This is a genomic window from Streptomyces sp. W16, assembly GCF_033194735.1.
Taxonomy (GTDB): domain Bacteria; phylum Actinomycetota; class Actinomycetes; order Streptomycetales; family Streptomycetaceae; genus Streptomyces.
The window spans coordinates 1-13729 of the sequence record NZ_JAWOAI010000263.1 but is presented as its reverse complement, the minus strand read 5'-3'; the positions used below and the strand labels follow the sequence as shown (position 1 = coordinate 13729).

The window sequence follows — 13729 nt, the reverse complement described above, 5'->3', positions numbered from 1 at the left end:
TGCCCGCGCCGCCTCCTCCCACACCCCCGGTCCTGGCTCGGGCAGCCACTGCTCCAACTCGACGACCAGGGCATACAACCGGTCGGCCACCCCGTAGTCGTGTGCCGTGAACGCGGCGCGCGCTGCGGTGAGCGCCGCGCTCGCGGCCCGGTCGTGACAGCCCGCCCTGTGCCAGTGGTGGGCCAGGAGCGCCGGCTCCGACCGCCCTTTCCGCCCGGCGAGCGCGGTCGCGTAGCGCCGATGCAGGAGGCGGCGCTCGCCCGGCAGGAGATCGGCGTACAGGATCCCCCGGACCAGCCCGTGCGGGATGGCATAGCCGTCGTCCGTCGTGACCAGCAGACCCAGGCCGACCGCGTTCCGGACCGGGACGAGCAGCGTGTCCTCGGGCCGGTGCAGGGTCGCTGCGAGCAGCTCATGGGACATGGCGCCGTCGGCCACCGTGATCTGGTCGATCACCTCCCGGACCGACGCTGCGCAGCGTGACGTCCTGGCCAGCACGGGCTCGACGATCGCCGGCGGCGGCCAGTGCGGAGCTGCCCGGACGAGTTCCCGGGCGTAGAGCGGGTTGCCGCCGGCGGCGGAGACCACGGCGGCTGCGTCCACCCGCTCAGCGTGCTCGTCGTCGGCCGCGAGCAGACCGGCGACGAGTTCGGCGACCTCGCTGTCGGCGAGTTCGGTGAGCCGCAGTCGAGTCACACACGGACGGTGGGCCAGCTCCGCGAACCAGCGCCGCGCTTCGTCGCCGAGATCCTCCTCGCGAACCGTGGCGACCACCAGCACCCGCTGCCCCCGCAGACGGACCGCGAGGAAGGCGAGCAGGTCGCGGGTGGACTCGTCGGCCCAGTGCAGGTCCTCCAGCACGAGCACGAGCGGAGACCGGGCCGAGAGGTCGGACAGTGACGCGAGCACCCGCTCGAACAGATGCCGCCGTGCCGGCAGCACGTCGTCCGTCCCGTCATCGGCGAACACCTTCCCGGCCCGGTCGCGCAGCGCCTCCACGAACGGCCCGTACGGCAGGGTGGTCCCGCTCAGCGGGATCGCGGCACCGACCAGCATCCGGGTGTGGCTGTGTGCGGCGACGGCCATCACCCGCAGCTCTTCCACCAGCCGGGTCTTGCCGAGACCGGCCTCGCCGGTGATCAGGAGCACCTGGGCCCGGCCGCCCGCCGCCCGCTCGCACACCGCCGCTGCGACCCTCTTCTCCATGTCCCGTCCGACGAAGGGCGGCGAGTCGCTCATACGACGCACCGCCGTCGCACACCAGCACCAGGACACGCGGACACGCGGCGGTTCCCCAACACGATCACTCTCCCCCGACGGACTGCCGGAGGACAGCGTCATGTGCGGGGGACGGGCTGTCGCGTCCTGGTCCGCTCACCGGACCGGTCGGATGCACCGGGCGATGCCCCGGCCGGCGCGCGCTCACTAGTCAATTCCCGCAGCCCCGTATACGTCATGGTGCCGACGTACGCGCCGTCCCCGCTCCGCAGACTTGGCCGGGTTCCGCCGTTCATCCGAGGAGCGAGGGAGGAGGGAAACCATGAAGAAGATGTCGATCCGCAAGGCCGGCACCATCCGCCTGACCAGCACCGCGTACTACTGCTGCTCCGCGCTCTAGGAACTCCCCTAGGACAGGTCTCGATCGGAGCCGGGCTCCGAGCACCCGCCCTGAGCCCGGCTCCGATCACATCTCACGCAGAGAGGCGCTCGACCCATGACCGTGGCTTCGTCGGACAGCACCACTGTCCTCCTGCACAAGCTCACGATGATCGCCCAGGACGACGGCGTGATGGTCGGACGGCCGGACACCGCCTCCTACGCGGTCTTCCCCGAGGAGGGGGCGGAAGCCCTGCGCATGCTGGACTCCGGACTGCCGGTCTCCGAGGTTGCGGCCTGGTACGAGCGGACGTGCGGCGAGACCCTAGACGTCGAGGACTTCCTGGAGGCACTCGGCGAACTCGGCTTCCTGCGGGCCGAGGGCGAGGACGACTCGGCCAGCGCACAGGTGCGCTGGCAGCGGCTGGGGCGGTGGACCTTCTCCTGGCCCGCCTGGCTGTGCTACACCGCTCTGATCGGCGCGGCGATCGTGGCGATGGTCCGCGACCGGTCGTTGCGGCCCTCCTACCACGACGTGTTCTTCACCGACCACCTCGCGCTGATCCCCATCACCCTGACCGTGGTGCAGATCCCCTGCATCCTCGTCCACGAGGGCTTTCACGCGCTCTCCGGACGCCGGCTCGGTCTGCCCTCGACGCTCACCATCAGCCGGAGGCTGTACTACCTGGTCGCGGAGACCCGGCTGGACTCCCTGTTCAGCGTGGAACGACGACGGCGCTATCTCCCGTTCGTCGCGGGAATGCTGGCCGACACCGTCCTGGTCGCGATCATGACGCTGCTGGCGGTCGCCCTGCGCGGCTATGGACCGGCCTGGTGCTCCGCGGTCTGCCTGGCCGTGGCGTTCACCTGCGTGATGAGGCTGATCTGGCAGTTCATGTTCTACCTGGAGACAGACCTCTACTACGTTCTCACCAACGCCCTGCGCTGCTCGGACCTGCAGAATGCCACCCGATTCCAGCTGCGCACACTGTTCCGGCGCCTGCTGCGCCGGACCCTCCCGCAGCCCGATGCCGACTGGTCCGACCGGGACCGTGCGATGGCCCGCTGGTATGCCCCGCTGCTCGTGGCGGGCTACGGCTTCTCCATCGGCAGCCTCGTCTGGGCCGGGATTCCGACCACTGTGCACTTCTGGTCGCAGATCGCCGACCGGTTCCGGGGCACAGGGACACCTACCGCCGGTCTGCTCGACGCGGCGAGCTTCGTCGGCCTGACATCCCTTCAGATCGGTCTGCTGCTGTACGTCACCGTGCGGGACCGGCGCGCCCGCAAGGCCACCAACCAAGGAGTACCGTCATGACCTCGTCCTCGCCACGGCACCACTGGGCCGTCCCGGGCACCGGCGTCCCGCCCGGCGACACCCTTCAGCCGCAGCCCGAGCCGGACCTCGTGCTGCGTTGTCACCGCCGGCTCCGCGGACCCTACACCGGGGGCGGAGCCCTGCTGCGCGTCGTCGTACCCGAACTCGTCGAGCACCACGCCGACCTGGTCGAGGCGAAGGCGATCGAGATCATCTCCCTCGCCCCGGACCTCACACCCCTGGTCCCGATAGCGCCGCAGACCCTCACCAGCCTCGCCAGCCGTGCGGAACGCACCCGGTTCTACTCCGTGGCCCGCACTCTGCGGCTCGCCCACGGCGTCGCGGAGCTGCTCATGGACTGGGCGCGCCTGATGCGTCCGGAGGGCGTGGTCGTCGAGTTCCGCGAACTGGACGACGCCGATCCCACCGACCGGGAGCTGGTGGGCGTACTGCTGCGCCGCTGCGACCCGGAAGTGCTGACCCTGGTCACCGAGACCGAAGGCGTCACCGACGACGAACTCGGCCGTGCCGTACACACCTACGCGAACCGCGTCGCGCGGCCGACGCAGGCCGCGCCCACGCTGCCGGCCGATCCCGCCCAGGCGTTCATCGATTCCGACGGAACCAGCAAGGACCCCGCGCTGGAACGTGCCTACGCGGCACTCCCGGCGGACGAGCGGGCCCATCGGCACACCGCCCGCGCCGCACGAGTGGCCGCTCTCGCGGAACCGGGCACGAGCCAGGGAGCGCACCTTTACCACCTGGAGCGCGGGACGGACTCCGCCGCTGCCGGAAAGGCCTTCGTCGAGGCCACCGAGGCCTGCTTCGACGCGGGCTTCTACGAGGCGGCGCTCGACATCGCGTACCGCGGCCGGCTGCTGTTCGGCAGCGAACGGCCGAAGGCCTACTGGAACCTCACCAACAAGGTCGGTGCCTGTCTTTCCTATCTGAGGCGGGGCGAGAAGGGTTTCTCGTATTTCGCCGAACTCCGGGCCGGCAGTACCGAACCCGAGATCCACATGAACAGCTGCTACATGATGGCCATGCTCTACACCCGCCACCTGCCGAAGGGCATGCACGACGAGACGCGGGCGATGGAATGGGTGAACACCGCGATCGCCTTCGCCGACTGGAATCCCGATCCGCACCGGCGTGTGTTCGTCGGAGCCTTCATGCGCAACGCACGGGCTCTCGTCGAGATGCACCGCGGTGAACTCGGCGACGCGCTGGCGCTGGTGAACGAGGCGATCGCGATGACCGACGCGGATCTCGGGCCCGACGAGCAGCTTCTGCACCGTTCCGTGCTCCGCTACAACCGGGCACAGATCCTTGCCGCGCTCGGGGACCACACCGGTTCGCTCCAGGACTACGACGTGGTGATCAGCCGCGATCCCGACTACGGCGACTACTACTTCGAACGTGGCGGGGAGCGTCGCGCAGCCGGCCAGTTCGCCGCCGCCCTGGAGGACTACGCCGAAGCGGTGCGGTTGAGCCCGCCGTTCCACGAGGCCCACTTCAACCGGGCGGACCTACTGCGGGAACTCGGAGACGAGGAGGGCGCCCTGCGCGACCTGGACTACGCCGCCGTGCTCGATCCCAGCCACGTGGACACGTTCGTCAACCGCGCCGACCTGCTCATGGAGCTCGGCTTGACCGATCAGGCCCGGGCCGACATCGACGCGGGCCTGGCCCTGGACCCCGAGAACCCGAACCTGCTGTGCGCGCGAGGCACGCTGCTGGCAGAAAATGACGAGCAGGGCGCGTTCGAGAGCTTCACCGCCGCGCTTCAGGCGGACCCGGGCTATGTCGCGGCCTGGGCGAACCGCGCCGTTCTCGTCTACTCCGCGGGCCGGCTCGCGGACGCGGTCGACGACCTCGACCACGCCGTCGAGATCGAGGACAGCGCCGTACTGCGGGCCAACCGGGCCGTCGCACTGCACGATCTCGGCGAGCACAGGCGCGCGCTCGCGGATCTCGACATCGCGGTGCCCGCCCTGGCGGACGAGGATCCCGACCTGCTCTATCGGCGCGGCGCCAGCCGGTACGCGCTGGGGGATACCGACGGTGCGTACGCCGACTGGCGCGCGCACCTCGCCGCCTACGGCCACGGTGATCCGTCGCCGTTCACCGTCCAGATCAAGCAGTGCGCCGACGATCTGTTCGACCGGGTGCGGGAGCCGGAGAGCGCGGCGTGACGACGGACATCTCCGCACCGCGGCCGGACGGCGACCAACGGGACGTCGTGGGGCCGACCCCGTTCAGGGCGGTCATGCGCCATCACGCCAAAGGGGTCGCGGTCATCACCGCCGGCGACGACGCCCCCGTCGGCCTGTGCGCCACCTCCCTGGCCACGGTCTCCCTGGAGCCTCCCCACGTGTCGTTCGCCGTCGGCCTGCACACCGCCTCCTGGGCGACCATGGAGACGGCACCCTACGTCGCCGTCAACCTGCTCGCCGAGGGCCAGGAGGACGTCGCCCGCCGGTTCGCCCGGACGGGCGCGCCGAAGTTCGGCACGGCGACCTCCTGGCACCGGGGGGCCTTCGGGCTCCCCATGCTCGACGGTGTGCTCGCCTCGCTGGTGGTCGCGACGGTCGGTGTCCTGACGGTCGCCGACCACGCGCTCGTCGTCGGCCGTGTGCTCGACGCCCGCCACGGGGTGAGCGGGGGGCCGCTGGTGCACCACGACGGTGAGTTCGTCCGGCTCGCCTCGCCGCATCAGGCCTCGACCGGGCAGGCACGCGGATAGTCCGACGAGGCACGGACAGGGAACGGCATTCACCCCCACCCCGACACCCGGGGTCTGCGGAAGGCGTGAACGTGTTGTAGCAAGAGCGCGCGGTAATTCGCTGGCGTCGCGGCCCGTGCGCCTTCTAGGGTCGGTGCTGTTCGAGCGGCAATCACGCGTTGCTGCGGGTGAGTTGGCTTGTGTTGTGGGAGGTGTGACCGATGGCTGTCTCTGTGATGGGCGTTGCCCGTATCCGGAAGTTCATCAAGTCCACTCCCGTGGTCTCCGGCTGACCTCACTCCTTTTTCCGCGCCTGGGTGCGCGGTGCCGGGGCCACCCTTGTGAAGGGTCACCCCTTGTCTTTCTCTTCTCTCCCGGGTTCGTTCTCGTCGTCTTCCTCCGTGCATCCGTTGCAGCCGTACGGCTGGGATGCGGACTGGGAGGCCGAGTTCGCCCCGTTCGCCGGGCAGGGTCTGCTGCCCGGTCGTGTCGTGCGGGTCGATCGTGGCCTGTGTGATGTCGTCACGTCGGCCGGAATCGTCCGTGCCGACACCGAGTTCGTCGTGCCCCGTGACCCGATGAAGGTCGTGTGCACGGGTGACTGGGTCGCCGTGGACCCCGCGGGCGGCGACCCGCGTTATGTGCGGACGCTGCTGCCCCGTCGTACCGCGTTCGTGCGTTCCACGTCCTCGAAGCGGTCCGAGGGGCAGATCCTCGCGGCCAATGTGGACCACGCGATCGTCGCGGTACCGCTGACCGGTGACCTCGACCTCGGCCGTATCGAACGGTTCCTCGCGCTCGCCTGGGAGTCCGGTGCCCAGCCCCTCGTCGTACTCACCAAGGCCGACCTCGTGCCGGACGCGGTGACGCTGTCGTATCTCGTCCAGGACGTGGAGACGACGGCGCCGGGCGTGCCGGTGCTGGGTGTCAGTGCCGCGACCGGGGAAGGAGTCGACGTGCTCGCCGCGGTCGCCGCCGGTGGTACGTCCGTGCTGCTCGGGCAGTCCGGTGCGGGCAAGTCGACGCTCGCCAACGCGCTGCTCGGCGAGGAGGTGATGGACGTGCGGGCGACGCGTGACGTGGACGGCAAGGGCCGTCATACGACCACCACGCGCAACCTGCTCGTACTGCCCGGCGGCGGTGTCCTGATCGACACGCCGGGGCTGCGCGGTGTCGGACTGTGGGACGCGCAGACCGGGGTCGGGCAGGTGTTCGCCGAGATCGAGGAACTGGCGGGACAGTGCCGTTTCCAGGACTGCGCCCACATCGCGGAACCGGGGTGCGCGGTGCTCGCCTCCGTCGAGTCGGGCGAGCTGCCCGTGCGCCGGCTCGACAGCTACCGCAAGCTCATGCGCGAGAACCAGTGGATCGTCGCCAAGACCGACGCCCGGCTCAGGACCGAACTGCGGCGCGACTGGAAGCGGAAGGGGGCGGAGGGGAAGGCGGCGATGGAGGCGAAGCGGGGGCGTTGGGGGTAGCGGCCCAGGGCAGCCGGGCTGAGCCGATCCCGGCACGGCTCGGCTACGCCCGACGTCAACGCCGCGTCCGATTTCCGCCAGCCCCGCCCCCGGGGATGGCGGAGACTGGAGGGCGTGATGGACGAAGACAGCAGGTACGAGGCCGTACGGAGCCGGGACGCCCGGTTCGACGGCGAGTTCTTCTTCGGCGTCGCGACCACCGGGATCTACTGCCGGCCCAGTTGTCCGGCCGTGACACCGAAGCGGCGCAACGTGCGGTTCTTCACTACGGCCGCCGCCGCGCAGGGCTCGGGTTTCCGGGCCTGTCGGCGGTGCCGTCCGGACGCCGTACCGGGGTCGGCCGAGTGGAACGTGCGCGCGGATGTCGTGGGCCGCGCCATGCGGCTGATCGGCGACGGAGTGGTGGACCGCGAGGGCGTCGCCGGGCTCGCCGTACGGCTCGGATACAGCGCACGGCAGGTCCAACGGCAGCTCACCGCCGAACTCGGCGCCGGTCCCGTCGCCCTCGCCCGGGCCCAACGGGCGCACACCGCAAGGGTGTTGGTGCAGACCACCGACCTGCCGATCACGGAGATCGCGTTCGCGTCCGGCTTCGCCAGTGTCCGCCAGTTCAACGACACGATCCGCGCCGTGTACGCGTCGACCCCCAGCGAACTACGCACCAACGCGCCCAAGGCGCTGTCCATGACGCGGGTCAGGGCACTGACGAACGAGTTGGTCAGTGCGCTGGACAACGCGCCGAACAACGGGACCGCCCCCGCGACCGAACCGTCCGCCGGAATCCCGCTGCGGCTCGCACACCGGGGCCCGTACCAGTCCGCCGCCGTCTTCGACCTGCTGCAACGAGAGGCCGTCCCCGGCATCGAGGAAGTCACCGGCACCCCCGGCGGCCGTACCTATCGCCGCACCCTCCGCCTCCCCTACGGCACCGGAATCGTCTCCGTCGACGAACGCCCCGGCACCCTCAAGGGCGTGTCCCGCACCCATCCGGGCGGCCCGCCCGACCAAGCCGTATCCGACACCCCTGCGGACGGCCGACTCGACAGCGCCGTATCCCGCGCCGATTCCGGCGGCCGATTCGACAACGCCGTGTCCCGCGCCCATCCCGGCGGCTGGCTCGACGCCCGCCTGCACCTCACCGACCACCGTGACCTGACCACCGCCGTACAGCGGCTACGACGTCTCTTCGACCTCGACGCCGATCCGTACGCCGTCGACGAGCGGCTCGGCGCCGACCCCCGGCTCGCCCCGCTGGTCGCCGCCAGGCCGGGCCTGCGCTCACCGGGCGCCGCCGATCCGGAGGAACTGGCCGTACGGGCGCTGGTGGGGCAGGCGGAGGCCGAGCGACTGGTGCGGCGCTACGGCAGGACGCTGGACGCCCCGTCCGGCAGCCTCACCCACCTCTTCCCCGAGCCGTCCGCGCTGGCCGAGGCCACGCCGGTCGATCCCGCGCCCGGCGATCCTGCGGCCACCGTCCCTAGCGCCATGGGCGAGGCCACCCCCGGCCATCTCCCGTCCAACCTCCCTACCGCCCTGGATCAGGCCGCACTCGGCGATCCTGCCGCCACCCTCCCTACTGCCGTGGATGAAGCCGCACCCAGCCATCTCCCGGCCACCCTCCCCACCGCCGCGGATGAAGCCGCCCCCGGCCATCCCCCACTCACCCTCCCAACCGCCCCCGACGAGCCCGCCCCCAGCGACGCCCTCGTCAGCCTCGTCGCCGCCCTTGCCGACGGCACCGTACGACTCGATGTCGGTGCCGACCGGGACGATGCTCAAGCCGCCCTGCTCGCGCTGCCCGGTATGGACGCCGGCACGGTCGCCGTCATCCGCGCCCGTGCCCTCGGTGACCCCGACGTGGCACCGCCCGGCGCCGACATCCCGGACGCCTGGCGTCCCTGGCGTTCCTATGCCGTACAACACCTGCGCACAGCAGGGGAGTTGGAGTCCCGATGACCACCCCGAGGATCGAAGCCATGACCGACCCCACGACCATCCGCTGGACGAGTTTCGAGAGCCCCTTGGGGCGGCTTCTTCTCACCGCCGACGACAGCGGCGCCCTCACCTCCCTCTCCGTCCCGGGCCAGAAGGGCGGTCGTACCGTGCAGCCGGAGTGGCGGCAGGACCCCGGCCCCTTCCGTGCGGCCGGTGAACAGCTCGCCGCCTACTTCGCCGGTGAACTCAAGGAATTCCAGCTGGAGTTCCACACCTCCGGCACGGACTTCCGCGAGCGGGTGTGGGGCGCGCTCGACTCTGTTCCGTACGGTGCGACGACGACGTACGGCGAGATCGCCGCCCGGATCGGCGCGTCCCGGGCCGCCGTGCGGGCCGTGGGCGGGGCGATCGGTGCCAACCCGTTGCTGGTCGTCCGCCCCTGCCACCGGGTGATCGGCGCCGACGGATCACTGACGGGCTACGCGGGCGGCCTCGACCGCAAGGTCCAACTGCTGACCCTGGAAGACGCGCTGGACTCCTCGGACTTCTTGAATCAGCCGAACCAGTCGGCCTAGTCGGTCTCCAGCCCCCAGCTGTGGATCCGCCGCGGATGGACGCGAATCACCTCCTCGCTCATGTGCGGCCCCAACTCGTGCGGGCCGACGAGGAGTTCGGCCTCGCCGCGGATGTCGATGCCGCGTACCCGCCACGGGCTGACGCTGACGATGTCGTCCACGACCAGTGCGACTTTCGGGTTCGCCCGCAGATTGCGCCACTTCTTCGTCGCACCCATCGCATACCCGCCGACCAGGATCGTCCCGTCGTCCTGTGGGAAGAAGCCCACGGGATTGGCCTGCGGCTGTCCCTGGGGATCGACGGTGGCCAGTCGCCCCAGCCGCTGCGACTTGAGGTATGAGCGTTCGGCCTCGGTGAATTCGGTCATGCCCGCAGCCAAACACGCCTGCCCGCCCACCGCATCGGCTTCAGGGACCAGGACTTCCGCCCTACTCCGGACAGGCGGATACGGCCGTGGCCTCCGGTGATGCTCCGCCGTCCGGCCGTCCCCGCGTGGCACGGTCGGCTCCTCGTGGTCGGTGGGGAGAGGCGGAGCGCTCATGGTCGGGGCCGGACGGATCGGCGTGGCACTGCTGGTACTGGTGCTGGGGGCGGGAGTCGGGGAGGGCACGGCGACAGCCGAGGGCCCGGCCCGGGGGGCGCTCGACACCTGGACCGGCAGCTGGGAGGCCGCGCCCTCCGGAACTGCCCCGGCCCATCCCGGCGCGTCCTTCCGCAACGTCGTCCATCTCAGCGTCGGCGGCGACGCGGTCCGCGTCCGGCTCACCAACCGGCTCGGCACCGCCCCCCTCCGCCTCGACACGGTGACCGTCGCCCTGCGCGGGACCGGCCCGGACGCCGTGCCCGGTTCGATGCGCACCGCCACCTTCAAAGGCGCCGGTACGGTCACCGTCCCGGCGGGCGAGGACCTGGTCACCGACGCCGTCCCGCTCGCCGTACCCGACGCGGCGGACCTGCTCGTCACGGTCCACACGCCCGACGACTCCGGCCCGGCGACCTACCACCGCGCCGCCGGGCAGACCAACTACCGCACTCCGAAAGGTAATTGGGCGGCCGACAGCGACGGCGCCGCGTACACGACGACCACCACCTCCTGGTACTACGTCGCCGGTGTCGACGTCCTCGACGCCCCGGCGGCCGGCAGTGTCGTCGCCTTCGGCGACTCCCTCACCGACGGCAACGGCTCCACCCGTGACGCCAACCACCGCTGGCCCGACCGGCTCGCCGAGCGCCTCGGCACCCTGCCCCCGTACCGCCGCCTCGGCGTCCTCAACGCCGGGATCTCCGGCAACCGCCTGCTGCTCGACGGCACCGGGCCGAGCGCCCTGGCCCGGCTCGACGCGGACGCCCTGTCGCGGTCGGGTGTGCGGGTGCTGATCGTCATGGAGGGCATCAACGACATCAAGGGCACCCCGAAAGCCACCGACCCCGGCGCCTTCGAGAGCGCCTACCGCACCCTTGTGACCCGCGCCCACGCCCACGGCATCCGCGTCATCGGCGGGACCCTCACGCCGTACGGCGGCAACAGCGCGTACACGGCGGCCCGGGAAGCCGTACGGCAGGCGGTCAACACCTTCGTCCGGGCCGGCAGGCCCTTCGACGCGGTCGTCGACTTCGACGCCGCCGTCCGCGACCCCGAGCAGCCGCAGCGGATCCGGCCCGCCTACGACTCCGGTGACCACCTCCACTTCAACGACGCCGGCATGCGCGCACTCGCCGACACGGTCGACCTCACCGCGCTGACGTGAGGGACTCCATGGATCCGAGGGACCCGACGCGTCAGCCCCAGATCGTGGCGCCCAGCCATGCGCCCGCGATCAGCAGGCAGGTGAACAGTTCGGTCAGCACGCTGGAGCCGCCCGAGCGCATCGCCGTACGCAGGGCGGCCATGGCCTCGGCGGGCCGGCCCAGCCGCAGGCGTTCGTGGAGGTAGACGCCGCCGACGAAGCCGGGGATCGCGCCGAGCACGGGGATCAGCACGAAGCCGAGAAGCGCGCCGACCCCCGCGTACACACCCATTCGAGGCGTCGCGCCGCTCGCGCGCAGCCGGCGGGGCGGCAGCGCCCAGCGCACCACCTGGGAGAGGAGGAGGACGGCTGTGGCGCCCACGAGGACGCCCCAGGACACCGGCTGCGGATCCTTCAGCGCCCACCACAGGACCGCGGCCCACACCAGCCACGACCCCGGCACGCCGGGCACCAGGACTCCGCACAGGCCGAGCAGGATGACGACGCCGACCAGCAGGAGTTCAGCCACTCCCATCTGCCCAGCCTGCGGGATCCCGGGGGAAACCGCAGGTCAGCCACGGGCCACCCAGCCCCGTTCGTAGGCGTGCCAGCCCAGTTGCAGCCGGGTCGTCGCACCGGTCAGCCCCATCAGCCGCTTCACCCGGCGCTGGACCGTCCGCAGGCCCAGGTCGAGCTGTTTCGCCACGCTCGCGTCGGTCAGCCCGGCCAGCAGCAGGGACAGCACCTCCAGGTCGGTGCCGTCGGGGCCGTCGGGCTCCTGCTCGGCGGGACCGGACGGCCCCAGGCACAGCGGGAGCGCGTCCCGCCAGACCGACTCGAAGAGCCCGCAGAGCAGTTCCAGCAGGCCGCTCGCGTGCACGACGAGCGCGGCGGGTTCGGCGGTGTGCGAAGTGAGCGGCACCAGTGCGAGGGTCCGGTCGGCCACCACCAGCTTGGTCGGCACCTTGTCCACCACCCGCACCTGCTCGCCGCGGCCGAGCGCGGCGGCCAGTTCGGTGCGGCCGTCCGGCAGGTCGAGCACCGCGCGTTCGAGGACGACCCGGTAGCGGACCCCGCGTCCGGCGGCCTGCTCCTCCGCGTCGTTCTCCATGCCGGTGACGGCGACCGGGTTCCCGGTGACCAGCGCGCAGACCTCTTCGGTCGCGCCGAGCTGGAGCTGCAGGAAGCGCTGGGTGACGGCCGCGGCGCCGGTCACCACCTCCACCAGATCGTGTACGGCGGTTTCGGCGGCGGCGGCCCGGTACTCCTCGGCGAGCAGCGCGGCGGCCAGTTCGGCCTTCTCCAGTTCGTGGCGCTGCTGGGTGAGCAGGGCGCCCAGGGCGACCCCGGGCGGGGCGGCGACCCAGCGGCCGGGGCGGGCCGGCGACTGGGCGGCGAGTCCGTGCAGTTCCAGGCGGCGCAGGGCGCGCTCGGTGTCGTACTCCCCGATGGTCAGCCGTCGGGCGAGATCGGGCACGTCCGCGGCGCCGACGGACACCAGTGCCCGGTACGCCGACTCGTGCGCCTCGTCCAGGCCTATCGCTCCCAGCATCAGGTGCCGCCCCTCCCCGAAGACCCGTCGCGCGCTGTGGCGGAAATCGGCCACGGCATGAACCCGCCGCCGCACATCATCGCCGTACCACCCGTCACTCTGCCAAGGTTGCGCCACCGAGGCACCAACAGCCGTCCGTAATGCCTGGATTGGGCTTGTTCGGCCTGCGGATTCGCGCCCGGTCAGTCATAGGGGAGTCGGGCGCGAATCACAGGGGGCCTTCAGGAAGGCAAGTCACACTCGGGGCCGGACGGGCCGAATCCGCGACGGGATTCGGTCACTCGGTGGTCGCCGGGCGGTTCTCCCGTGGGGGGTGGAACCGTCCGGCGGCTCTGTGTCGTGCTGTATCGCTTTGTGGCGGACGGGTGTTCGGAACGTCATCCGACACGCCGTTCGAGAAGGGGCGCGCACCGGATTTTCCCGACGCCCCGTTTTCATCCGGCCCGCACGGTGGACAATTAGGGGCATGAGCCAGCAGGGGGGAACGCCGCCCGGTCACGAGGACGACTGGTGGGGCCAGCTGTACGACGACTCCACCGACGACACGGGACCCACGGCCGCGGCCGACTCCCTGGAGGACCGGTTCGCCTCGGCGTCCGGAACCGTGGACGAGGGCGCGAGTCCGGTCCCGGGGACCGTGGACGAGGGCGTGCGTCCGTTGCCAGGGACTGCGGGCGGCGTTGCGCGTCCGGTGCCGGGGACCGTGGATGAGAATGCGCGTCCGGTGGCCGCCTCGGGGGTTCCGGCGCCGCGTGCCGGTGTCACCGGTTCCGCCCCGGGCGGTACGGCGGACGCCGATCCGCCGGGCCACCGTCCGCCCGA

General features: G+C 71.5%; 11 protein-coding genes and 1 pseudogene. 8 read left to right on the top strand and 4 right to left on the bottom strand.

The annotated features are described in order from the left end of the window. A partial coding sequence (locus tag R6V09_RS30050; protein WP_317884595.1) for an AAA family ATPase occupies positions 1-1239 on the bottom strand: 1239 nt, incomplete at its 3' end. A gap of 475 nt (positions 1240-1714) precedes the next feature. Between R6V09_RS30050 and R6V09_RS30045 the strand changes: the two genes are divergently transcribed. From R6V09_RS30045 to R6V09_RS30020, 6 genes are all read left to right on the top strand, one after another. Beyond that, entirely contained in the window at positions 1715-2914 is a 1200-nt protein-coding gene (locus tag R6V09_RS30045; protein WP_317884594.1) for a hypothetical protein, read from the top strand. Beyond that, positions 2911-5109, top strand: coding sequence for a tetratricopeptide repeat protein (locus R6V09_RS30040; protein ID WP_317884593.1), 2199 nt, complete (start codon positions 2911-2913; stop codon positions 5107-5109). The genes R6V09_RS30045 and R6V09_RS30040 overlap by 4 nt, the downstream gene beginning before the upstream one ends. Beyond that, the gene (locus tag R6V09_RS30035; RefSeq protein WP_317884592.1) at positions 5106-5660 is read left to right on the top strand and encodes a flavin reductase family protein; all 555 of its coding nucleotides are present in this window, start codon (positions 5106-5108) and stop codon (positions 5658-5660) included. The genes R6V09_RS30040 and R6V09_RS30035 overlap by 4 nt, the downstream gene beginning before the upstream one ends. A 335-nt stretch (positions 5661-5995) precedes the next feature. Continuing rightward, positions 5996-7117, top strand: coding sequence for a ribosome small subunit-dependent GTPase A (gene rsgA / locus R6V09_RS30030; protein ID WP_317884591.1), 1122 nt, complete (start codon positions 5996-5998; stop codon positions 7115-7117). Positions 7118-7234: 117 nt separating this feature from the next. After that, positions 7235-9073, top strand: coding sequence for an AlkA N-terminal domain-containing protein (locus tag R6V09_RS30025; RefSeq protein ID WP_317884590.1), 1839 nt, complete (start codon positions 7235-7237; stop codon positions 9071-9073). Positions 9074-9093: 20 nt separating this feature from the next. Beyond that, positions 9094-9627, top strand: a complete 534-nt coding sequence (locus R6V09_RS30020) for a methylated-DNA--[protein]-cysteine S-methyltransferase (RefSeq protein WP_317884589.1) — start codon at positions 9094-9096, stop codon at positions 9625-9627. On the opposite strand, the gene R6V09_RS30015 is transcribed toward R6V09_RS30020, so the two are convergent. Next, positions 9624-9995: a PPOX class F420-dependent oxidoreductase gene (locus R6V09_RS30015; protein ID WP_317884588.1), complete on the bottom strand. Its 372-nt coding sequence runs from the start codon at positions 9993-9995 to the stop codon at positions 9624-9626. The genes R6V09_RS30020 and R6V09_RS30015 overlap by 4 nt on opposite strands. A 172-nt stretch (positions 9996-10167) precedes the next feature. Between R6V09_RS30015 and R6V09_RS30010 the strand changes: the two genes are divergently transcribed. Then, on the top strand, positions 10168-11376 hold the full coding sequence (locus R6V09_RS30010) for an SGNH/GDSL hydrolase family protein (RefSeq protein ID WP_317884587.1): 1209 nt from the start codon (positions 10168-10170) through the stop codon (positions 11374-11376). Positions 11377-11407: 31 nt separating this feature from the next. On the opposite strand, the gene R6V09_RS30005 is transcribed toward R6V09_RS30010, so the two are convergent. After that, a complete protein-coding gene (locus tag R6V09_RS30005) occupies positions 11408-11890 on the bottom strand; it encodes a DUF456 domain-containing protein (RefSeq protein ID WP_317884586.1) in 483 nt (160 codons plus the stop codon). 36 nt (positions 11891-11926) lie between these two features. Further along, positions 11927-12907: a helix-turn-helix domain-containing protein gene (locus R6V09_RS30000; RefSeq protein ID WP_317884585.1), complete on the bottom strand. Its 981-nt coding sequence runs from the start codon at positions 12905-12907 to the stop codon at positions 11927-11929. 466 nt (positions 12908-13373) lie between these two features. Between R6V09_RS30000 and R6V09_RS29995 the strand changes: the two are divergent. Further along, a pseudogene (locus tag R6V09_RS29995) lies at positions 13374-13729 on the top strand (protein phosphatase 2C domain-containing protein); the annotation flags it as partial.